16 protein-coding genes are annotated in these 21,725 nt (G+C 67.1%); 14 read left to right on the top strand and 2 right to left on the bottom strand.

Annotation, left to right across the window (positions count from 1 at the left end):
- The 5 genes from AC6CIE_RS03960 (at window position 1) to AC6CIE_RS03980 (ending at window position 7,291) form a co-directional block, all read left to right on the top strand.
- Window positions 1–1,776 (top strand): GMC family oxidoreductase, encoded by a 1,776-nt coding sequence (locus AC6CIE_RS03960; protein ID WP_498091243.1) that lies wholly within the window; start codon window positions 1–3, stop codon window positions 1,774–1,776.
- Window positions 1,777–1,788: 12 nt separating this feature from the next.
- Window positions 1,789–3,108, top strand: a complete 1,320-nt coding sequence (locus AC6CIE_RS03965) for a cytochrome c (protein WP_498091244.1) — start codon at window positions 1,789–1,791, stop codon at window positions 3,106–3,108.
- 91 nt (window positions 3,109–3,199) lie between these two features.
- Window positions 3,200–3,340, top strand: coding sequence for a hypothetical protein (locus AC6CIE_RS03970; protein WP_175183730.1), 141 nt, complete (start codon window positions 3,200–3,202; stop codon window positions 3,338–3,340).
- 37 nt (window positions 3,341–3,377) lie between these two features.
- Complete coding sequence (locus AC6CIE_RS03975; protein WP_498091246.1) at window positions 3,378–5,024, top strand: VRR-NUC domain-containing protein; 1,647 nt, start codon at window positions 3,378–3,380, stop codon at window positions 5,022–5,024.
- A complete protein-coding gene (locus tag AC6CIE_RS03980) occupies window positions 5,021–7,291 on the top strand; it encodes an ATP-dependent DNA helicase (RefSeq protein WP_498091248.1) in 2,271 nt (756 codons plus the stop codon). Before AC6CIE_RS03975 ends, AC6CIE_RS03980 begins: the two co-directional genes overlap by 4 nt.
- A 12-nt stretch (window positions 7,292–7,303) precedes the next feature.
- On the opposite strand, the gene AC6CIE_RS03985 is transcribed toward AC6CIE_RS03980, so the two are convergent.
- Window positions 7,304–7,771, bottom strand: a complete 468-nt coding sequence (locus tag AC6CIE_RS03985) for a group III truncated hemoglobin (RefSeq protein WP_254594123.1) — start codon at window positions 7,769–7,771, stop codon at window positions 7,304–7,306.
- Window positions 7,772–7,937: 166 nt separating this feature from the next.
- Between AC6CIE_RS03985 and fes the strand changes: the two genes are divergently transcribed.
- The 9 genes from fes (at window position 7,938) to AC6CIE_RS04030 (ending at window position 20,034) form a co-directional block, all read left to right on the top strand.
- On the top strand, window positions 7,938–9,551 hold the full coding sequence (fes, locus tag AC6CIE_RS03990; RefSeq protein ID WP_498091250.1) for an enterochelin esterase: 1,614 nt from the start codon (window positions 7,938–7,940) through the stop codon (window positions 9,549–9,551).
- Between the two features lie 205 nt (window positions 9,552–9,756).
- Window positions 9,757–11,223 (top strand): amidase, encoded by a 1,467-nt coding sequence (locus tag AC6CIE_RS03995; RefSeq protein WP_498091252.1) that lies wholly within the window; start codon window positions 9,757–9,759, stop codon window positions 11,221–11,223.
- A 312-nt stretch (window positions 11,224–11,535) separates the two neighbouring features.
- Complete coding sequence (locus AC6CIE_RS04000; RefSeq protein WP_498091254.1) at window positions 11,536–13,155, top strand: methyl-accepting chemotaxis protein; 1,620 nt, start codon at window positions 11,536–11,538, stop codon at window positions 13,153–13,155.
- An 8-nt stretch (window positions 13,156–13,163) separates the two neighbouring features.
- Window positions 13,164–13,706, top strand: a complete 543-nt coding sequence (locus AC6CIE_RS04005) for a chemotaxis protein CheW (protein ID WP_498091256.1) — start codon at window positions 13,164–13,166, stop codon at window positions 13,704–13,706.
- On the top strand, window positions 13,703–14,998 hold the full coding sequence (locus AC6CIE_RS04010) for a CheR family methyltransferase (protein ID WP_498091258.1): 1,296 nt from the start codon (window positions 13,703–13,705) through the stop codon (window positions 14,996–14,998). Before AC6CIE_RS04005 ends, AC6CIE_RS04010 begins: the two co-directional genes overlap by 4 nt.
- Window positions 14,991–15,653, top strand: a complete 663-nt coding sequence (locus AC6CIE_RS04015) for a chemotaxis protein CheW (protein ID WP_239212600.1) — start codon at window positions 14,991–14,993, stop codon at window positions 15,651–15,653. The genes AC6CIE_RS04010 and AC6CIE_RS04015 overlap by 8 nt, the downstream gene beginning before the upstream one ends.
- Window positions 15,650–17,980 (top strand): hybrid sensor histidine kinase/response regulator, encoded by a 2,331-nt coding sequence (locus tag AC6CIE_RS04020; protein ID WP_498091260.1) that lies wholly within the window; start codon window positions 15,650–15,652, stop codon window positions 17,978–17,980. The genes AC6CIE_RS04015 and AC6CIE_RS04020 overlap by 4 nt, the downstream gene beginning before the upstream one ends.
- Complete coding sequence (locus AC6CIE_RS04025) at window positions 17,977–18,987, top strand: chemotaxis response regulator protein-glutamate methylesterase (RefSeq protein WP_175121209.1); 1,011 nt, start codon at window positions 17,977–17,979, stop codon at window positions 18,985–18,987. Before AC6CIE_RS04020 ends, AC6CIE_RS04025 begins: the two co-directional genes overlap by 4 nt.
- Window positions 18,988–19,020: 33 nt before the next feature.
- Entirely contained in the window at window positions 19,021–20,034 is a 1,014-nt protein-coding gene (locus AC6CIE_RS04030) for a response regulator (RefSeq protein WP_175121210.1), read from the top strand.
- Between the two features lie 141 nt (window positions 20,035–20,175).
- On the opposite strand, the gene AC6CIE_RS04035 is transcribed toward AC6CIE_RS04030, so the two are convergent.
- Window positions 20,176–21,714 carry an ABC transporter permease gene (locus tag AC6CIE_RS04035; protein WP_498091262.1) on the bottom strand — a complete coding sequence of 513 codons (1,539 nt, stop codon included), beginning with the start codon at window positions 21,712–21,714 and terminating at the stop codon, window positions 20,176–20,178.
- Between the last annotated feature and the right edge of the window lie 11 nt (window positions 21,715–21,725).

Here is a 21,725-nt window from a genome sequence, read left to right on the forward strand (position 1 = left end):
ATGGCGATCAAGAAAGACAAAGTTGATGCGGTGCTGGTCGGATTCGGCTGGACCGGCGCGATTCTGGGTCAGGAGCTGACCGAAGCGGGGCTGCAGGTGCTGGCGCTGGAGCGCGGCGGCATGCAGGACACGCCCAAGGACGCGGAATACCCCAAGGTGATCGACGAGCTGAAGTATTCGGTGCGCGGTTATCTGTTCCAGGACCTGTCCAAGGAAACCGTGACGATCCGCCACGGCGTGGATGACGTGGCCGTGCCTTACCGCCAAAACGGCTCGTTCCTGCTGGGCACGGGCGTGGGGGGCGCGGGCTTTCACTGGAACGGCATGCACTACCGCGTGCTGCCCGAAGAACTTGAACTGCGCACGCGGTATGAAACGCGCTACGGCAAGAAGTTCATTCCGGAAGGCATGACGATCCAGGACTTCGGCGTGACTTACGACGAACTGGAACCGTACTTCTCGAAGTTCGAATACGTGTGCGGCACGTCGGGCAAGGCCGGCAACCTGAACGGCAAGATCGTCGAAGGCGGCAATCCGCTGGAAGGCAAGCGCAGCAAGGAATTTCCGCTGCCGCCGCTGGCCACGACCTACGGCGCTTCGCTGTTCGAGAAGGCTGCGCGCGAAGTCGGCTTCAACCCGTATCCCACCCCCGCGGCCAACGCGTCGGGTCCGTACACCAACCCGTACGGCGTGCGCCTTGGCCCCTGCAATTTCTGTGGCTTCTGCGAGAACTACGGCTGCTACATGTATTCGAAGGCCTCGCCGCAGACCACGATTCTGCCGGTGCTGCTGAAGAAGCCGAACTTCGAGCTGCGTACGCGCTCGCAGGTCATCAAGGTCAATCTGGATTCGACCGGCAAGAAGGCCGTTGGCGTGACGTACATCGACGCAGACGGCAACGAGGTCGATCAGCCTGCCGATCTGGTGATCCTGTCGGCTTACCAGATGCACAACGTGCGTCTGCTGCTGCTGTCGGGTATCGGCAAGCCGTATGACCCGAAGACCAAGGAAGGCGTGGTCGGCAAGAACTACGCGTACCAGATGAACGGCGCGGTCAACGTGCTGCTGCCCAAGGGCACGCAGCTGAACCCGTTCGTCGGCACCGGCGCCGGCGGCGTCGGCATGGACGACCTGAACGGCGACCAGTTCGACCACGGCCCGCTGGGCTTTGTTGGTGGCGCCAGCATCCGCCACGTGCGCTACGGCGGCCGTCCGATCAAGCAGACGCCGACGACGCCGGGCACCCCGACGTGGGGCACGGCCTGGAAGGCGGGCGTGCAGGATGCGTATCAGCGCTTCATGACGATCGGTATTTCCGGTTCGGTGATGTCGTACCGCGATGCGTATCTGTCGCTCGATCCGACCTACAAGGACGCCTACGGCCAGCCGCTCTTGCGCATGACGTTCGACTGGCACGACAACGAGTTCGACATGCTGGGTTACATGGGCAAGCGCATGGAGACCGTGGCCAAGGCCATGAATCCTGAAAAGCATTTCGTGGCCGTGCGCAAGAAGGGCGCGCGCTACGACACGCGCGTCTACCAGAGCACGCACAACACGGGCGGCGCCATCATGGGCTCGAACCCCAAGGAAAGCGTGGTCAACAAGTATCTGCAGAGCTGGGACGTGCCGAACGTGTTCGTGATGGGCGCCTGCGTGTTCCCGCAGAACATGGGCTACAACCCGACCGGTCTGGTCGGCGCGCTGGCCTACTGGGCGGCACAGGCGATCCGCGAGCAGTACCTGAAGAACCCCGGCCCGCTGGTCCAGGCTTAAGGAGACGGAACAATGATCAAGCAAACCATTGTTGCGGCCTTCTCGGCCCTCGTTGCCAGCGCCGCGTTCGCGGCCGACGGCACGTCCGCATCGACCGACGCGCAGATGATCAAGCAGGGCGAGTACCTGTCGCGCGCCGGCGACTGTATCGCCTGCCACACGGCCTCGGGCGGCAAGCCCTTTGCCGGCGGGTTGGGCATCGATTCGCCGCTGGGCATGATCTATTCGACGAACATCACGCCGGATAAGGAAACGGGCATCGGCAATTATTCGTACGAGGACTTCGACCGGGCCGTGCGCCACGGCGTGGCCAAGGACGGACATTCGCTTTACCCGGCCATGCCGTACACCGCGTACGCCAAGGTCACGCCGGAGGATGTGAAGGCCCTGTATGCCTACTTCATGCACGGCGTCGAGCCCGTGAAGCAGGAAAACAAGGACACCGACATCGTCTGGCCGATGTCGATGCGCTGGCCGTTGACGGTGTGGCGCTGGATGTTCGCGCCGGATGTCGCGACGGCGCCTGTCACGGTGAACACGAGCGGCGCGGACAAGCAGGCGCTGCTGCGTGGCCAGTACCTTGTCGAAGGCCTGGGGCATTGCAGCACCTGCCACACGCCGCGCGGCGTGGCGTTGCAGGAAAAGGCGCTGACGGACGCGGATGGCTCGGCCTTCCTGTCGGGCGGCGTGGTCGAAGGCTGGCTGGCCAAGAACCTGCGCGGCGACGCGACCGACGGCCTGGGCGCCTGGAGCAAGGAAGACATCACGACCTTCCTGAAGTCCGGCCGCAACGGGCATTCGGCAGCGTTCGGCGGCATGGCGCAAGTTGTCGAGGAAAGCACGCAGCACCTGACGGACGACGACCTGAACGCCATCGCGGTGTATCTGAAGAGTCTGCCGCCGGTGAACAAGGATGCCACCAAACCGCTGGCCTATGACGAGTCCGTGGCGAATGCGCTGCGCACCGGCAAGGACAAGAGCGACGGCGCCATGGCCTTCCTGAACAACTGCGCGGCTTGCCATCGCAGCACGGGCAAGGGCTATACCGAGACCTTCCCGCAGCTCGCGTTGAGCTCGACGGTCAACTCGGCCGATCCGGCCTCGTTGATCCACATCGTGCTCAAGGGCGCGCAGATGCCGGGCACGGCGTCGGCCCCGACTGCGTACGCGATGCCGGGCTTTGACTGGCGCATGACCGACAAGGAAGTCGCCGACGTGGTGAGCTTCGTGCGGTCGAGCTGGGGCAACAAGGGCGCGGCAGTCAGCGCGTCCGACGTGGCCAAGGTGCGTAAGGACATCGGCGCGGCCCCGCAGCCGGTGCGCGCGCAGTGATGTGACGATGTCCTGATTGACGGTCCCGCCGCTTTGCCGGCGGGATGGCAAACGGCGCCGGAGAGCTTGAGGCTTTCCGGCGCCGTTTTTCATGCGCGGGTTTCTTGCGGGGCTCACCAGCGACGCCGAGTACGACGACATCACGGCGTATTTCGTGGAGCCCGAAGAAGAAGAGGGGATGACCATCGTCAGGCACGCTTCGACAGAATCCGGACAGGCCGGCCTGCTATGATTACTGGATAAATAAACAGTTCGTCCGGCCGCCGCCGATGTTGCCCGCCCACCGTTACTACTATCTGCACAATTTCCAGCGCGCGCTGGCGTGGGTCTCGGACCGCTACGCCGACCTGCTGGACGATGACGATTGCCGCTTTCTGGCGGATTTCGCGGCGTTGCCGCAGGCGTCGCAGGCGTTGATGGTGCGCATGCTGATGCGGCGCGGGCCGTGGTTTCGGGCCAGCCGGCTGGTGTACGAAGAGATCCCGGCCGTCGAAGAGGCGGCCGCGGCGTTGGAGGCGCTAGGGTGGCTGGACACGCGGGCGCCGATGTCGCTGGATGAACTGTTTGCACTATTGACCAAGCCCGAACTGTGCCGCGTGTTCGCATCGCACGCGGCAGCCAGACCGGGCGTGCGCAAGGCCGACATGCTCGAGACGCTGCGGGCGGACATGCCCGACGCCCGGCCGTTCTGCGGCTGGGCGCCCGATACCGTGGAAGCCGTCTGGCGCGTGATGGTGGCGGACCGCTGCGAACGGCTGCGCCTCATGTTTTTTGGCAATCTGCACCAGGATTGGTCGGAGTTCGTGCTGGCGGACCTGGGCGTATTTCAATACGAGACCGTGCCGTTCGATGCGGCGTCGCGGGCGTTTCAGACGCGGGCGGACGTGGACTGTTATCTCGCGTTGCATGCGTGCAGGCAGGCGCTGGACGACGGCGTGGCCGTGGACGACCTGCTGCGGGCGGCGCAGGATTGTGCCAGTGGCAACGCCTGGCTGGAAAAGCGCCGCGCCAAGGTGTTGCTGCGCATCGGACAAGCCTGCGAGCGCGCGCAGGATTGGGAAGCCGCCCAGCGCGTGTACGCGGCCTGCGGCTATCCCGGCGCGCGGCATCGGCGCATCCGGGTGTATGAACGGATGCAGCGGTTTGAAGACGCGATGGCGCTGGCCATGACGGCGGCGAACGCGCCCGAAAGCGAAGAGGAAAGCCAACGCGTAGCGCGCATGATGCCGCGGCTGCGTCGTGGGCTGGGGCAGGGCGCGGCGGCGCGTGCGGCAGCGCCCATCCTGCCGCGTACGGAACTGGCGCTGGTCCGCCCGGCGCATCCCTCCTCGGTCGAATACGTGACGCGCGATCACCTGCATCACGACGACGCGCCGGTGCATTACGTCGAGAACGCGCTGATCAATTCGCTATTTGGATTGCTGTGCTGGCCGGCCGTGTTTGCGCCGTTGCCGGGCGCGTTCTTTCATCCGTTCCAGCGGGGGCCCGCCGACCTGGAAGCGCCGGATTTCCACGCGCGGCGGCAGGCGCACTTCGCGGCCTGTCTGGCGCAGCTGGATACGCCCGCCTATCGCGACGTCATTTTGCAGCGGTACGCCGACAAGGCGGGCTTGCAGTCGCCGTTTGTGTTCTGGGGCGCCTTGTCCGAAACCTTGCTGGCGCAGGCGCTGGACTGCCTGCCGGCTGCGCATCTGAAGCTGTTCTTTACGCGTCTGCTGCGCGACGTGAAGGGCAACCGGACCGGTCTGCCGGACCTGGTGCGGTTTTGGCCGGCCGAGCGCCGTTATGAACTGATCGAGGTGAAGGGACCCGGCGACAAGCTGCAGGACAACCAGATCCGCTGGCTCCAGTACTGCGTGGCGCACGGCATGCCGGTGCGCGTATGCCACGTGAGCTGGTTGCAGGAGGCCGCATGAGCTACGCGGTGGCAGTGCGGGCGTTGTGCGAGTTCACGGCGCGGGCCGGCGATCTTGACCTGCGCTTTACCCCTGCGCCCAGCGGCCTGGAAGGCATGGCGGGGCACGCGGCAGTGACAGGGCGGCGCGGGCCGGACTACGAAACCGAAGTGTCTTTGTCGGGCGTGTTTGGCGATCTGCTGGTGCGCGGGCGGGCCGACGGCTACGACCCGGCGGCCAATCAGCTCGAAGAGATCAAGACCTACCGCGGGCAGTTCGACAGCGTGCGCGAGAATCACCGCGTGGTGCATTGGGCGCAGGCTAAGGTGTACGGCCATCTGCTGTGCCAGGCGCGTGGTCTGGCGAACGTGCGGGTGGCGCTGGTGTACTACAACGTCGCGACCGAGGAAGAAACCGTGCTGGTGGAAACGCACGAGGCTGCGGACTTGGCTGCGTTCTTCCAATTGCAATGCGAACGGTTTCTGGCGTGGGCCAAGACGGAACTGGCGCACCGGCAGGCGCGCGATGCGGCGCTTGAGGCGCTGGCATTTCCGCATGGCGAGTTCCGAGCCGGGCAGCGCGATCTGGCCGTGGCCGTCTACCGCACGGCGCGCGATGGCCGCTGTCTGATGGCGCAGGCTCCTACGGGCATCGGCAAGACGCTGGGCACGATATTTCCGCTGCTCAAGGCCAGTCCGGGTACGGGCCTGGACAAGGTGTTTTTTTTGGCGGCCAAAGGATCGGGCCGCGGGTTGGCGGTGGAGGCGCTGGAAACCATCAATGCGCAGCCGGCCAAGCCGGGCTTGCGAATTCTGGATCTGCAAGGGCGCGATAAAAGCTGCGTGCATCCGGATCTGGCCTGCCACGGCGATTCCTGCCCGCTGGCGCGCGGCTTCTACGACCGTCTGCCGCAGGCCCGCGCCGCGGCGGTTGAACACACGCGGCTGGACGCGCCGACCGTGCGCGCCATCGCGCTGGAACACGAGGTGTGTCCGTATTACCTGTCGCAGGAGCTGATCCGCTGGAGCGACGTGGTGGTGGGCGACTACAACTATTACTACGACGCGACGGCCATGCTGCATGCGCTGACGCAGGCGCATCAGTGGAAGGTGGCCGTGCTGGTCGACGAGGCGCACAACCTGGTTGACCGCGCGCGCCGCATGTACACGGGCGAGCTCGACCAGAACCGGCTGACCGCCGCGCGGTATGCGGCGCCCAAGGCGCTTAAAAAGCCGCTGGACGGGCTGCACCGGTCGTGGAACGCGCTGAACAAAAAGCAGACGGAACGCTATCAGGCGTACGACGAGGCGCCAGCCGGCGTGCTGACGGCAGTGCAGAAGGCGGTGGCGGCCATCACCGAGTTCATCGGCCAGACGCCGCTGGCGCAGGATGATCCCTTGCTGGGGTTCTATTTCGAGGCACTGCATTTCATGCGGCTGGCGGAACAGTTCGGCTCCCACGCGCTGTTTGACGTGACCCTGGGCGAAGTGGGCGTCAGCAGCGCCAAGACGCCGCCGTCGACGCTGTGCGTGCGCAACGTGATTCCCGCGCCGTATCTGGCGGCGCGCTACGCGACGGCGCATGCGACGGTGCTGTTTTCCGGCACGCTCAGTCCGCAACAGTTCTACCGGGACACGCTGGGCCTGCCCAAGGACACGCCCTGGATCGACGTCGCCGCGCCGTTTCAGGCGGGGCAGCTGGCCGTGCGCGTGGTGGGCAACGTATCCACGCGCTTTCGCGATCGCGAGCGGTCGCTGGCGCCCATCGCGGACCTGATCGCGCGCCAGTACGACGAGCGGCCGGGCAATTACCTGGGCTTTCTGAGCAGCTTTGACTATCTGAAGCGCGTGACGGACCTGATGCGGGAGCGCCATCCGCAAGTGCCGATCTGGCTGCAGACGCCCGGCATGGACGAGCCAGGGCGTGCGGCTTTTCTGGCGCGGTTTACCGAGACGGGGCAGGGCGTCGGATTCGCGGTGCTGGGCGGCGCGTTCTCGGAAGGCGTGGACCTGCCGGGCAAGCGGCTGATCGGCGCGTTCATCGCCACGCTGGGGCTGCCGCAGGTCAACCCCGTGAACGAAAACATGAAGCGCGCCATGGACATGCGTTATGGCGAAGAGAACGGGTACGACTACACGTATCTGTACCCGGGCATGCAGAAGGTGGTGCAGGCGGCGGGCCGGGTCATCCGCACCGAACACGATGAAGGCACCGTGCACCTCATCGATGACCGCTATCGCCGCGCCAAGGTGCGCGGGCTGTTGCCGGGGTGGTGGCGGGTGGACTGAATGCGCGTGCTGCTAGGCGGGGCGCGCTTCGGGATGTGGGTCGGGATGCGCCGGCGAGCGGAGTTCGGTCAGCGGCTGGTTGGGATCGCGCGACAACTGATAGCCGTACCAGAGGCTGCGCGCCATGCGTTTGGCCATTTCCTGCGCGGCATCGGCCAGGGCGCGATTCGGCAGGGCGTCGGTGGTCTCGCCAAAGAGGACCAGCCAGCGTTCGAAAAGCTCGGCTTTCAGGTTGGGCATGGCCGCGTGTTTGGGCATGGGCATGCCGGTGAACCGCCGCGTGCCCAGGATAACGGCTGACCAGAAGTCCGAGAGCGTGGCCAGGTGTTCGTCCCAGTCGTGGACCATGCCGTTGAAGATTGGCCCGAGCGCTTCGTCGGCGCGCGCCTTGGCGTAGAAGGTATGGACCAGGTCCTGGATTTCGGCTTCGGTGCAGATGTCGGCGGTGGCGGTATCGGTGGCGATGTCGTGCGTGGTCAAGATGGTCTCCGGGCGGGGGGCAGGAGGCGATCTTAGGGCGAGGGTGGAAGCACGCGGGTTGATATGGCTCAAGCGGCGCGGCGTAATTTATTCGGACGCGTGCTCGGACGGGATCGGGATCTGTTTTCGGCAATAATGATATCCATTCTTATTAAGGCGGATGGATATGCGACAGATGAACGGGCGGCGCAATGGCCTGACTTCGACGGTATTGGCGGTTGCGTTGAAAGCGGCATTAACGGCTGCGTTGGCTGCGACAGCGCCGGGCGTGGCGGTTGCACAGTCAGCGCAAGGCGCGGTCATCCCGCAGGGCCATGCCGACAAGCCGCTCCCCATGCAAAAGGGTGAATTCGTGGCAGGCACATGGTCGGCGGACAGCGGCGTGACGCTGGATCTGCTGGACCCGCAAGGGCGCCATGTCCGCCGCCTGAGCGACCGCGAAAAGCCGGCCGGCGTGCTGATGCTGGTGGGGCCGGCCGATGGCGTCTATACCATACGGGCGCAGGGGCAGGGTGCGTATGAATGGTCCGTGACCCAACGCCTGCCGCTGTCCGAACAGCATGCGCCGGCGCCCACGCTGGACAGCCCGCGCCTGGCCGCGCTGGCCCAAACGTTGTCGCAGGGCGGCACGACGGCCACGTTCTGGGAAGAGATGAAGCGGCAGGGCACGCCGCTGATCGAGCCGGCAAACGCCACGCACGACCGTGTGACCTTCCTGTGGCAGGGCGCGGAACGTAACGTGCGCCTCTTCGGCGGTCCGTCAACGGACCACGCGCAGCTGTCGCGGCTGGGCGATTCCGACGTCTGGTACGTGAGCTTCCTGGTGCCCAAGACGGCCCGCCTGTCTTACCGGCTGGCGCCCGATGTGCCGGAACTGCCGGGGACCGGTATGGCGCGGCGGCGCGCGATTCTCGCCACGGCGCAGGCCGACCCCAACAATCCCAAGGTCTATCCCGAACGCGGCATCGACGCGTTCCAGACCTATTCGGTGCTGGAACTGGCGGACGCGCCGCCGCAGCCGTGGGTCGCGCCGCGCGCGGGTGTGCCCGCCGGCAGTGTCGAGGCGCTGGAACTGCGCAGCGAAATCCTGGGCAATACGCGCACGATTCATCTGTACCGGCCGGCAGGCTGGAAGTCCGATGGCCCGGACAACCACGTGCTGGTGCTGTTCGACGCGGGCGCCTATCTGGGGCGTGTGCCTACGCCCACCATCCTGGACAACATGATCGCGGCCGGCGTCATTCCCCCGACCGCGGCCGTGCTGATCGACAACCCCACCGCAGACTCGCGCGGCCGCGAGTTGCCGCCCAATCCGGATTTCGCCGACTTCCTGGCGCGCGAGCTCATGCCGTGGGCGCGCAAGCAGGGCATTGCAGCGCCCGCGGCACGCACGGTGATTGGCGGGTCAAGTTATGGCGGCCTGGCGTCGTCGTATGCGGCGTTGCGTCATCCCGATGTCTTCGGCAATGTGCTGAGCCAGTCCGGCTCGTACTGGTGGTCGCCGCCCGGCGAGGAAGACCAGTGGCTGACGCGGCAATTCGTGGCGGTGCGGACGCTGCCGGTGCGGTTCTTCCTGGGCGCGGGCCTGTTTGAATCGGGGCGCGGCGGCCAGCCCGGCATCCTGGAGACCAACCGCCATCTGCGCGACGTGCTGCGAGCCAAGGGTTATCTCGTGACCCATCGCGAGGTGGCGGGTGGCCACGATTACCTGAGCTGGCGCGGGACCTTGTCGGACGGGTTGCTGGAATTGATCGGCAAGAACGGTCTGGCGCGGCAGTAGACGGGGGCGCCGGGCGGCGCGGCATGCTGCCGTTGTCCTGCCGTTGCCCTGCCGGTGTCCGCGGCGCGCGGAAGCCTTCACGCCCTGGGCGCGGCGTTGCCGATTTGCGTAGTATTGTCGCGATGCGCGCGGCCGGCCGCCGCGCTGCGCCCAATGACAAACGCGCCCGGCGGATCCGCGGCGCGCGCCAAGGAGACGAACGCCCATGCCTACCCCCGCCCCGCTCAATGACATCGTGGCCATGCCCGCGCACGCGCTGTCGGATGCCATCCGCAGCCGCCGGGTGTCCTGCCGCGAAGTGATGCAGGCGTACCTGGCGCATATCGACCGGGTCAATCCCAAGCTGAACGCCATCGTCGCGCGCCGCGACAGCGACGAGCTGCTGCGTGAGGCCGATGCGCGGGATGCGCAGTTGGCCGCGGGGCAGTGGCAGGGATGGCTGCACGGCATGCCGCAGGCCCCCAAGGACCTGACCGCCGTGCGGGGCATGGTCACGTCGATGGGGTCGCTGGTCTACAAGGACGTGGTGACGGCGCACGATTCGATTCTGGTCGAGCGCATGCGCGCCGCCGGCGCGATCTTCATCGGCCGCAGCAATGTGCCGGAATTCGGCCTGGGCTCGCACACCTACAACAAGGTTTATGGCGCCACGGGCAATCCGTATGACGCCACCAAGACCGCCGGCGGCAGCAGCGGCGGCGCGGCGGCGGCGCTGGCGGCGCGCATGCTGCCCGTGGCCGACGGCAGCGACTTCGGCGGCTCGTTGCGCAATCCCGCGGCGTTCTGCAACGTGTATGGGATGCGTCCGTCGGCCGGGCGTGTGCCGTCCGGTCCGTCGCCCGAAGTCTTCCTGAAGCAGCTTTCCTACGAAGGCCCCATGGGGCGCACGCCGCGCGACGTGGCCTTGCTGCTGTCGGTGATCGCCGGCCACGACAAGCGCGCGCCGCTGTCGCTGACGGACGATCCGGCGCAATACGCGCAGCCGCTGGATGCGGACTTGTCCGGCAAGCGCGTGGGCTGGCTGGGCGATTGGGGCGGCTACCTGGCGATGGAACCCGGCATCCTGGATCTCTGCGAAGCGGCCTTGAAGGATCTGGAGAGCGCGCGTTGCCAGGTCGATGACTACCAGGTGCCCTTTGCGGGCGACCGGCTATGGCGTATCTGGCTGGCGCACCGCCATCTGATGGTGGGCGGACAGTTCCATGCCCTGGTCAACAATCCCGAGACGCGCAAGCTGGTCAAGCCCGCGCTGATCTGGGAGGTCGAGGGACTGGAGGGCTTGACCGCCCGCCAGATCTATCAGGCGACCGAGGAACGCAGCGCGTGGTATCAGACGGTGCTGCGCATGTTTGAAGACGTCGACTTCCTGGCGGTTCCATCGGCGCAGGTGTTTCCGTTCGACGTGAACCTGGATTGGCCCAAGGAGATTGCGGGCCGGCCGATGGATACGTATCACCGTTGGATGGAGACCGTCACGCCGTGGACGCTGGCCGGTTGCCCGGTCATCAGCGTGCCCGTGGGCTTTAACGCCGAAGGGCTGCCGATGGGCATGCAGCTTATCGGTCCGCCGCGCGGCGACCTTGCCGTGCTGCAACTGGCCCATGCGTACGAAAAGGCGCGCGATTGGGTGCAGGATCGGCCGCCGGTCGCGCTGTGGGAGGCTGCGGGCTGACCCGCCTGCCGCGTCTGCAAACTTCGCCGGCGGACCTGCCGGCCGCTTCCAGAAGCATCGCCGGTTCAGCCGCCGGCGTACCACCGCTAACAAAGGCCGCTTGATTTTATGTAATAGAACTTTGCATTTTCCCGACAAGCTAGCCATGTTTTGCGTTTTCCTGCGTTTTTCATGGCTGTGATGCGGCACCTTTGTAATAATTGTCGAAATTTCCCACATTCGAGCAGGAATGCGCTGATTGCCGGCGGGGAAATACCCAGGGGCGTCCCGGCAGGGCGTCGACGAGTCGATACAGTACAAAGGTCTCCCGGTATGAAGAATGTGACGCTCCGCCAAAGAATCATGGCCAGTTTTCTGGCCATTCTTGCCATCATGACGTTGATGGTGGTGGTGGACTACCGGCGGCTTTTGGATGTCGAAGCGGAAGCGCAGATGATCAACACCGACGCCGTGCCCGGCATCTACTACAGCACGTCGATCCGGGCAGCATGGTTCACCGGTTTCGTGGTCGTGCAGGACGCCTTCAATGCGCCGACCGAGGCCGAGCGCCGCGCCGCGCTGGAAGCCCTGCCGCGGAACGACCAGCAGCTTGAAGAACACATCGACTTCTACCGGCGCACCATCGCCCGGCAGGACGACCAGCAGATGTTCGACGACTTCCAGAAGGAATTGCTGGAGTACAAGCGCATCCGCGCCGACATCCTGACGCCGGCCCTGTTGGCGGATCCGGCGCGGGCACAGACGCGGATCCTGACCGAGTTGCGGCCGTCGTTCTACCGAGGGCGCGACATCCTGGCCAGGATGGTGATCGAAAACAAAAAGCAGGCGGATGATGCTGCGGTGAGCATCCAGAAATCCGTGGAGTCGGCCGAGACCGGAATGCTGGTGTCCCTGCTGATGGCGATTGCCGCGTCCATCGTGTGCGGCTACCTGCTGATGCGCGCCATTGCCAACCCCATGCACGACATCGTGAAGACGCTGGAAGCGACGGGCGGAGGCGACCTGACGCGGCGGCTGAAGCTGGCGCGCAACGACGAATTCAACGCCATCGAGACCGGCTTCAACGGCATGGTCGACGAGCTGACTGGCCTGGTCGGCCGGACGCAGCGCTCGGCCGTGCAGGTCGCCACGTCGGTGACCGAAATTGCCGCAACGTCCAAACAGCAGCAGGCCACCGCGTCGGAAGTCGCCGCCACCACCACCGAAATCGGCGCGACGTCGCGCGAGATCTCGGCGACCTCCCGCGAACTGGTGCGCACCATGACCGAAGTCTCCAGCGCGGCTGAGCAGACCGCGACGCTGGCCGGCAGCGGTCAGGTGGGCCTGGCGCGCATGGAAGACACGATGCGCAACGTGGTGGGCGCGGCGGGCTCGGTCAACGCCAAGCTGGCGGTGCTGAATGAAAAGGCCGGCAACATCACGCAAGTCGTGACGACCATCACGAAGGTGGCCGATCAGACCAACCTCTTGTCGCTGAACGCGGCGATCGAGGCCGAGAAGGCGGGCGAGTACGGCCGCGGCTTCGTGGTGGTGGCCACCGAGATCCGCCGCCTTGCCGACCAGACCGCGGTGGCGACCTACGACATCGAGCAGATGGTGCGCGAGATCCAGTCGTCGGTGTCGGCCGGTGTCATGGGCATGGACAAGTTTTCCGAGGAAGTGCGCCGCGGCATGGCCGACATGCAGCAGGTGGGCGACCAGCTCTCGCAGATCATCCAGCAGGTGCAGACGCTGGCGCCGCGCGTGCAGATGGTCAACGAAGGCATGCAGGCGCAGGCCACCGGGGCCGAGCAGATCAACCAGGCCCTGCAGCAGCTCAGCGACGCGGCCCAGCAGACGGTGGAGTCGCTGCGGCAGTCCAGCCTTGCGATTGAAGAGCTGACACTGGTGGCCAACGACCTGCGCAGCGGCGTGTCGCGCTTCAAGGTGTGATCGCGTCCATGACTGCTCCTGCCGTCCGCGCCCGCGCCGCCGCGAGCCACGCCGGCTCCGCTCGCCGGCTGTACCTGCTTTTCAGAATTGGCGCGGATCGCTATGCGCTGGACGCCGGGGATATTGCCGAAGTGCTGGGGCTGCGCGTCTTCAAGCAGGTGCCGGGTGCGCCCCACTGGGTGGCGGGCTTGATGGAACGCCGCGGCGTTGCCGTGCCGGTCATCGACATGAGCGCGCTGGCCGGCGCGGGCCCGTTCGCCGCCGTCACCAGCACGCGCGTGGCGTTGGTGCGATACCGGCCGGAACACTCTGACGCCGAGCGGCTGCTTGGGCTGATCCTGGAACAGGCCACCGAAACCGTCCACTACCACCCGTCGGGGTTTCAGCCGCATGCGCTGGACAATGCCGAGGCGCGCTATCTCGGTCCGGTCCTGACCGACGCGCAAGGCATGGTGCAGGCCGTTTCGGTCAATGATCTGCTGCCCGCCTACGTGCGGGCGCTGCTATTTCCGTCTGACGGCAACGCGTCGGCAGCCGAGGCGCAGCCATGAGCCTGGTCGAGGAATTCAGCGGGCTGCTCAAGCGCCGCATGGGACTGGACAGCGGCTCCATCGGCCAGGCGGCCGTCGAGCGTGCAGTGCGGCACCGCATGCACGCGGCTGGGGTGGACGACGAGCAGGACTATCTGATGCGCGTGCAGGCCTGGCCTGAAGAAATGCAGCAGTTGATCGAAGCCGTGATCGTGCCCGAGACCTGGTTCTTCCGGTATCCGGAATCGCAGGATGCGATGGCGGCGCTGGCACGCGAGCGGTTGTTCGCGCCTGGCTGTGAAGGGCGCATGTTGCGCGTGCTGAGCGTGCCGTGCTCCAGCGGCGAAGAGCCGTACTCGATTGCCATGGCGCTGCTGGATGCGGGCGTTCCGTCGCACCGGTTTCATGTGGATGCCATCGACATCAGCGTGCGCATGGTGGAATTCGCCCAGCGCGCCGTGTACGGCCGCAATTCGTTTCGCGGAGGCGATCTGGCGTTCCGCGATCGCCATTTTTCAGAGGTGCCGGACGGCCATCAACTGGCTGCGCGCGTGCGCGGGCAGGTCCGGTTCCAGCCGGGCAACCTGTTTGATCCGAATCTGTTGGCGGGCGCCGCGCCGTATGACTTCGTGTTCTGCCGCAACCTGTTGATCTACTTCGACCTGGCGACGCAGGAACGGGCAGTGCAGGTGCTGCGCCGGTTTGCGCGCGATGACGGTGTGCTGTTCGTGGGACCGGCCGAGACCAGTCTTCTGACCGGCCGCCGCCTGCCTGCCGTGCCGCTCGCGCGGTCCTTTGCCTTCCGGGCCAAGCCTGCGCCAGCGCCGGCAGAGATGCCGGCTGCTGCGCGCGCGCCGCTGTCCGGCCAGGGTCCCATCGTTCACGCCTGGACGCCGCCGCGCCGCCCGGTCGCGCAGACGCCCGCGCCGCGGCTGCCGGTGCCACATGCGGCAGTTTCCGATACGCCATCCGCACCGCCCGCCGCCGCAACGGGCCAGGCCGCGCAGACGTCGCTGCGCGAGATCGCCGCGCTGGCCGATCTGGGCCGGGTGCGCGATGCCATGGCGAAATGCCAGGCGCACATCGATATCCACGGCGCCAGCGCCGACGCGCTGCATCTGCAAGGTCTGCTGCTGGACGCGGAAGGGCAGTCGCGTCAGGCGCAGGCCGCCTACCGCAAGGCGTTATATCTGGACCCGAACCACCGCGAGGCGTTGCTGCATCTGGCCGCGCTTGTGGCGTCGGATGGCGATCACGAGGGCGCCCGCCGCCTGCAGGCGCGCGCGGCGCGCGGGGAGGCGCGACGTGACTGACGCGATCGAAGCCCTGTCCGGCGTGGACGACTGCTGGAACCGCATCGGGATACGCGGCGACAAAAGCTGCCCGCAGCTTGCCGAGCACGTGCATTGCCGCAACTGTCCGGTGTATGCCGCGGCGGCCAAGCGCATCCTGGACCGCCTGCCGCCCGCCATGGAAGCGGCCGACGAGGCCGCCCCGCCGCAGCATTCGGCCAATCTGTCCTCGCTGCTGGTGTTCCGGCTGCACCGCGAATGGATGGGCCTGCCGACCCGGTCGCTGGACGAGGTGGCCGGCACGCGCGGCATCATCAGCCTGCCGCACCGGCGCGATCCGGCGGTACTGGGCGTGACCAACGTGCGCGGCACGTTGACGGTGTGCGTGTCGCTGCCGCGCCTGTTGGGCCTGGATGCCGCGGCGCCCCAGGCGCGCGAGCGTCCTGCCACCGCCCGCATGCTGATTTTCGGCGGCGCGGGCCGCGCCGTGGTGCTGCCCGTGGACGAGGTCGAAGGCATGCACGAAGTGGACCTGGAGGCGCTGGAGCCGCTGCCGTCGACGGTGCAGGGCGCAAGCCTGAAGTATTCGCGCGGCGTGGCGCGCTGCGGCGGCCGCGCCGTCGGGGTGCTGGACGAAACCCTGCTGATGCAGGCATTGGAACGGAGCCTCGCTTGAATCCCGATCAGATGCGCGACGCCTCGCTCCTCGAACTGTTCCAGATCGAGACCCGCACCCAGGTGCAGGTCTTGAACGACGGGCTGCTTGCCCTGGAAAAGAACCCCACGTCCGCGCCGCACCTTGAAGCCTGCATGCGCGCCGCGCATTCGCTCAAGGGCGCGGCGCGCATCGTGGACCTGCATCCGGCCGTACGCATCGCGCACGCCATGGAAGACTGCCTGGTGGCCGCGCAGGAAGGCCGTCTGCTTTTGCAAGCCGCCGACATCGATGCCTTGCTGCTGGGCACCGACCTGCTGCAGCGTGTCGCAACGCCGGGCGTGGAACTGGACGCCGAGATCGGCGATCTGGTGGCGCGGCTGAGCAGCGCGCCCAATCTGCCCAACGCCTCCAAGGCGCCCAGCACGTCCGGCACGCCGCCAGCGCCGGGCCCGCGCGCGGGGCGGCCGTCGGACTACCTGCCGCCCATCGTGCGGATCGAAGACGAGCCTGCCGCCGCCGCGCCGGCTGGCGCCGCAAAGCCGACCGCACCCGCCACCCTGCCATCGCGCCGCAGTTCGGACGGCAGCGTGGGCGAGGGCGAGCGGGTGCTGCGCGTGACCGCCGACACGCTGAACCGCCTGCTGGGCTTGTCCAGCGAGACCCTGGTCGAATCGCAATGGGTGGGGCCTTTCAGCACGGCCATGCTGCGGCTGCGGCGAATGCAGACGGGCGCGGCGCACGCGTTGGACGGCCTGCGGGCCGTGCTGGCCGATCAGCAACTGGACGCGCGTGGCCAGGCCGCACTGGACGACGCCCAGCGCATCCTTGAACAATGCCAGCGTGAACTGACGCAGCGCGCCAGCGAAGTCGACGAATTCGGCTGGCGCATGAATCATCTGACGCGGCGCCTTTATGACACCGCGCTCGCCTGCCGCATGCGGCCCTTTGGCGACGGCGTGGGCGGCATGCCGCGCATGGTGCGCGATCTGGGGCGTTCGCTGGGCAAGCAGGTTCGCCTTGAAATCGAGGGCGAAAACACGCAGGTGGACCGGGACATCCTCGAAAAGCTGGATGCGCCGCTCATGCACCTGCTGCGCAACGCCGTGGATCACGGCATCGAGGCGCCCGACGTCCGCGAACGCGCGGGCAAGCCGGCCGAGGGCCTGATCACGCTGTCGGCGCGCCATTCGGCGGGCATGCTGCTGGTTGAGCTGGCCGACGACGGCACCGGCATTTCGCTGGACCACCTGCGCGAAGAAGTCGTCGAACGCAAGCTCACGAATGCCGAGACCGCGTCGCGCCTGAGCGAAGCCGAGCTGCTGGAATTCCTGTTCCTGTCGGGTTTCAGCACGCGCGACGAGGTGACCGAGATATCCGGGCGCGGCGTTGGGCTGGACGTGGTCCAGACGATGGTGCGCCAGTTGCGCGGCGCGGTACGGGTCTACCAGCAGCAGGGGCGGGGCACGCGCTTTGTGCTGGAGATGCCGCTGTCGCTGTCGGTGGTGCGCAGTCTGCTGGTCGAGGTGCAGAACGAGATCTACGCGTTTCCGCTGGCGTACGTCAGCCACGCGTTGCAAGTGGACGCCCAGGACATCGAGCAGCTGGAAGGCCAGCAGCATTTCCGGTTCCAGGACCGGCAGATCGGCCTGGTGTCGGCGCGCCAGATCCTGCGCGCCGGCGAGGCCGCGCCAGCCACGGAGACCTCGTCCGTGGTGGTGGTGGGCGACCATGACCGGCTCTACGGCATCGCGGTGGACCGCTACGTGGGCGAGCGCACGCTGGTCGTGCAGCCGCTGGATCCCCGCCTGGGCAAGGTGCAGGACGTGATGGCGGGATCGCTCATGGATGACGGCACGCCGCTCCTGATCCTGGACGTCGAGGACATGCTGGTGTCCGTCCAGAAGCTGATCGAGGGCGGGCGGCTGTCGCGGGTCGACAGCGGGTCGGGCGCGGCGGCCACGCGCCGCCGCAAGCGCGTGCTGGTGGTGGATGATTCATTGACGGTTCGCGAGCTTGAGCGCAAGCTCCTCTTGAACCGCGGCTTCGATGTGGCGGTCGCCGTGGACGGCATGGATGGCTGGAACATGCTCCGCAGCGAGGACTTCGATCTGATCGTGACCGACGTCGACATGCCGCGTATGGACGGCATCGAGCTGGTGTCGCGGATCAAGGCGGATCCCAGGCTGCAGACCCTGCCCGTCATGGTGGTGTCGTACAAGGACCGGGAAGAGGACAGGCAGCGCGGACTGGATGCCGGCGCGGACTACTATCTGGCCAAGGGCAGCTTCCATGATGATGCGCTGCTCGACGCCGTTGAAGACCTCATCGGGAAGGCGCGGACGTGAGAATCGGGATCGTCAACGATATGCCCCTCGCCGTCGAAGTCCTGCGGCGAGTCATTACATTGGAACCCGGCCTGGAGGTCGCCTGGACGGCGTCCGACGGTCTGGAGGCCGTCCAGCAATGCGCCCGCGATCGTCCCGATGTCGTGCTGATGGATCTCATCATGCCCGTCATGGATGGCGTCGAGGCCACGCGCCGCATCATGGCCGAAACCCCCTGCGCAATCGTTGTGGTCACCTCCGACGTGGCGGGCCACACGTCGCGCGTTTTTGACGCCATGGGTCACGGGGCGTTGGATGCGGTGGACACGCCGGTGGTCGGCGCCGCCGACATGCGCACCGCGGCGGCCCCGCTGTTGCGCAAGATCCGCAATATCGGCTGGCTGATCGGCCGTTACGGCAATCGTGCCGCATTGACGCCGGTCAGCAAGCCTGCGGCGCCCGCTAGCACGCGCCGGCTGCTCGCGGTGGGCGCGTCGGCCGGCGGCCCGGCGACACTGGCCCAATTGCTGCGCGACATTCCCCTGGATTTTCCGGCCGGCATCGTGCTGGTGCAGCACGTGGACGCGTCGTTTGCGGCGGGCATGGCGGACTGGCTCAATGACCAGGTGCCGCTGCCGGTCAGGCTGGCGCGCGAAGGCGAACGGCCGTTGCCCGGCCAGATCCTGCTGGCGGGCACGGATGACCATCTGACTCTGCTCGAGGATGGTACCCTCCGGTACACGGATTGTCCGCGCGAAAGCCTGTATCGGCCCTCCATCGATGTCTTCTTTCATAGCGTCGCGCAGCACTGGCGCGGCGTCGCGGTCGGCGTGCTGCTGACCGGCATGGGCCAGGACGGCGCGCGCGGCCTGAAGGCGCTGCGCGAGCGTGGATGCCTGACCATCGCACAAGACCAGGCCACCAGCGCCGTCTATGGCATGCCGAAGGCGGCCGCGGCCATGCAGGCCGCGGTGGAAATCCGGCCGCTCGAACAAATTGCGTCCCGCGTGATTCAGGCTTTCGCCTGAGCCGCGGCACATCGTTAGCATCAAGGACTCACTATGCTCCCATCCCCCGACGACACGGTCTCCGCGGATCTCAATTCGCATGGGGCGATGGTGTTGCTCGTCGACGACCAGGTCATGGTTGGAGAAGCGATCCGGCGCGCGCTCGTGCCCGAGGGCAACATCGATTTTCACTATTGCTCGGACCCTTACAAGGCCTTGAGCGTGGCGATCCAGACCCGGCCCACGGTCATCCTGCAGGATCTGGTGCTGCCCGGCGTGGACGGCCTGAGCCTGGTGCGCGAATACCGCGCCCATCCCGTCACGCGCGACATCCCCATCATCGTGTTGTCCACCAAGGAAGATCCCGCCATCAAGAGCGCGGCCTTCGCGACGGGCGCCAACGATTACCTGGTCAAGCTGCCGGACTCCATCGAGCTGATCGCGCGCATCCGCTACCACTCGCGTTCGTACATGGCGCTGGTGCAGCGCGACGAAGCCTATCAGGCGCTGCGCCAGAGCCAGCAGCAACTGCTGGAAAGCAATATGGAGCTGCGCCGGCTGACCAATTCGGACGGCCTGACCGGCCTGGGCAATCGTCGCTATTTCGATGAATACCTGAATGCCGAATGGCAGCGCGCGGGACGGGACAGCCGCGAGATCAGCATGCTGATGATCGACGTGGACCACTTCAAGTCCTACAACGACACCTATGGTCACATCGCGGGCGACGAAGCGCTCAAGCGCGTGGCCAACACCATCTTCGCCAGTTGCGACCGTTCCACCGACCTGGCGGCGCGTTTTGGCGGCGAGGAGTTTGCGCTGGTGCTGCCGGGCACGCCGGGCGGCAGCGCGCGGCTGGCGGCCGAGAAGCTGCGCCGGGCCGTGGAAGCCATGCAGATTCCCCAGCGCGACGCGGGCTTCGGCCCGTGGCTGACGGTCAGCATCGGGCTGGCGACGGCGGTCCCGCAAGAGGGGCAGCCTTGCACCGAGCTGATCCAGGCCGCCGACCGGGGCCTGTATGAAGCAAAGCGGCAGGGGCGCAACCGGGTGGTGCCCGGACAGCTCTGATGCGCTTGCCTGCCGCTCCGCCTGCTAGCGGGGGTGGCGGCGGCTGATGCCGGCTGCGCCCAGCATCAGCAGCAGGCTGACGGCAACGGCCACTGCGGCCATCGCCATGCCTTCTCCCACTGATCCCTGCTCGAACTGCCGTCACACGAAGATCGACACGGTCTGCACGCCGGCCGGCGCCAGCAGCAGCGACGTCACCAATTCCCGGGACGCCACCGCAAACACCATCAGCATCGACGCCGCCAGCCCGGGCAACACCAGCGGCAGGACGATGCGCCGCAGCGCGCGCGCTGCGCTGGCGCCATGGACCCGCGCCGCCGCTTCCAGGTTGGCGCCGATCTGCGCCAAGGCCGCGCCGACATACCGCACCGGGTAGGGCAGAAGCAGGCAGGTGTACGACAGCAGCAGGATGCCCCAGGTCCCGTAAGGCGTGGCCGGCCAGAACGGCTGGTTCCACGCCAGGATCAGGCCGACGCCGACCACCACGCCGGGCAATGCCGCTGGCAACAAAGCCAGCGCGTCGATCAGCGCGGCCCCGCGTACGTGCCGCCCCGCGATGCACCACGCCGCCAGCAGGCCGACCGCGCCGGCCAGCAAGGCGGTCCCGCTCGCCAGCGACAGGCTCGTGGACAAAGCCTCCCATGCGTCGCCGCGCGCATCGAACAGCGCGGCAAAGTTGACCAGCGTCAGATTGCCGGCCGCGAGGCCGCCCGACACGTTGCGCGTCAGCGCGGCAGCCAGCATCGAGGCCAAGGGCGCCGCCACCGCAATCAACGCCACCGTGGCAAAACCCAGCAGCACGGGGGCGCGCCATGGGCCGAGTTCAACGCGCGCCAGCGGCGCAGGCTTACCCGTTGTGGTTTCGAAACCCCGGCCCGCCAGCGCGGCGCGTTGGACGGCGTAGGCGGTCAGGGCCAGCGCCACTAGCACCAGCGACAGCAGCGATGCGCCGGGCAGGTCGATGGGCCAGTCGGCCAGCCGGCGTTCGATGGCGGTGGTCAGCACGGCAACGCCCGATTGCGAGCCGAGCGCCGCGGGTACGCCGTACTCCTCGATGGCGAGCGTGAACGCAAGCAGCAGGCTGGCGGCAATGGCAGGCAGCGCCAGCGGCAGCGTGACGCGCACGAAGGCGCGCCACGGACCCGCGCCGAATACGCGTGCCACGTCCGCCATCCGCGCGCCGGTGGCCGCCATGCTGCGCGAGACGGCGAAGTACACGACGGGAAAGATCGCCAGGCCCATGGCCAACGTCACGCCGGTCGGCGAAAACAGCAGCGGGCCAAGATTGAAGCCCGTCAGCTGTTCCAGATAGCCGCGCGGCTGCAGGGCCATCGTCCACGACAACGCGGCGATGTACGGCGGAAGCAGAAAGGGAACCAGGAACAGCAGGTCCCACATCCGCGCCAGCGGCACGCGGAACAGCCCGCGCAGGGCACCAAGCGGAATGCCGATGGCCGCGCTGACCGCCGCCACGCCAAGGCCCAGTTTCAGCGTGCCGCCGATCAGGCTGAGCGTGCCGGGACTGCCCAGCGTCGCAGGCCAGGCGCCGAACGGATCGCGTAGCGAACCTTCGCCCAGATGGGGAAACACGGCTTGCAGCGCCACGAACGCCATGGGCAAGGCGACGAGCACCGCCAGGGCGGCCAGGGTGGCGGCCGCCAGGAGATAGATGCTTTTCATGGAGGGGATCG

This window comes from Achromobacter sp. GQ309, from assembly GCF_059759315.1.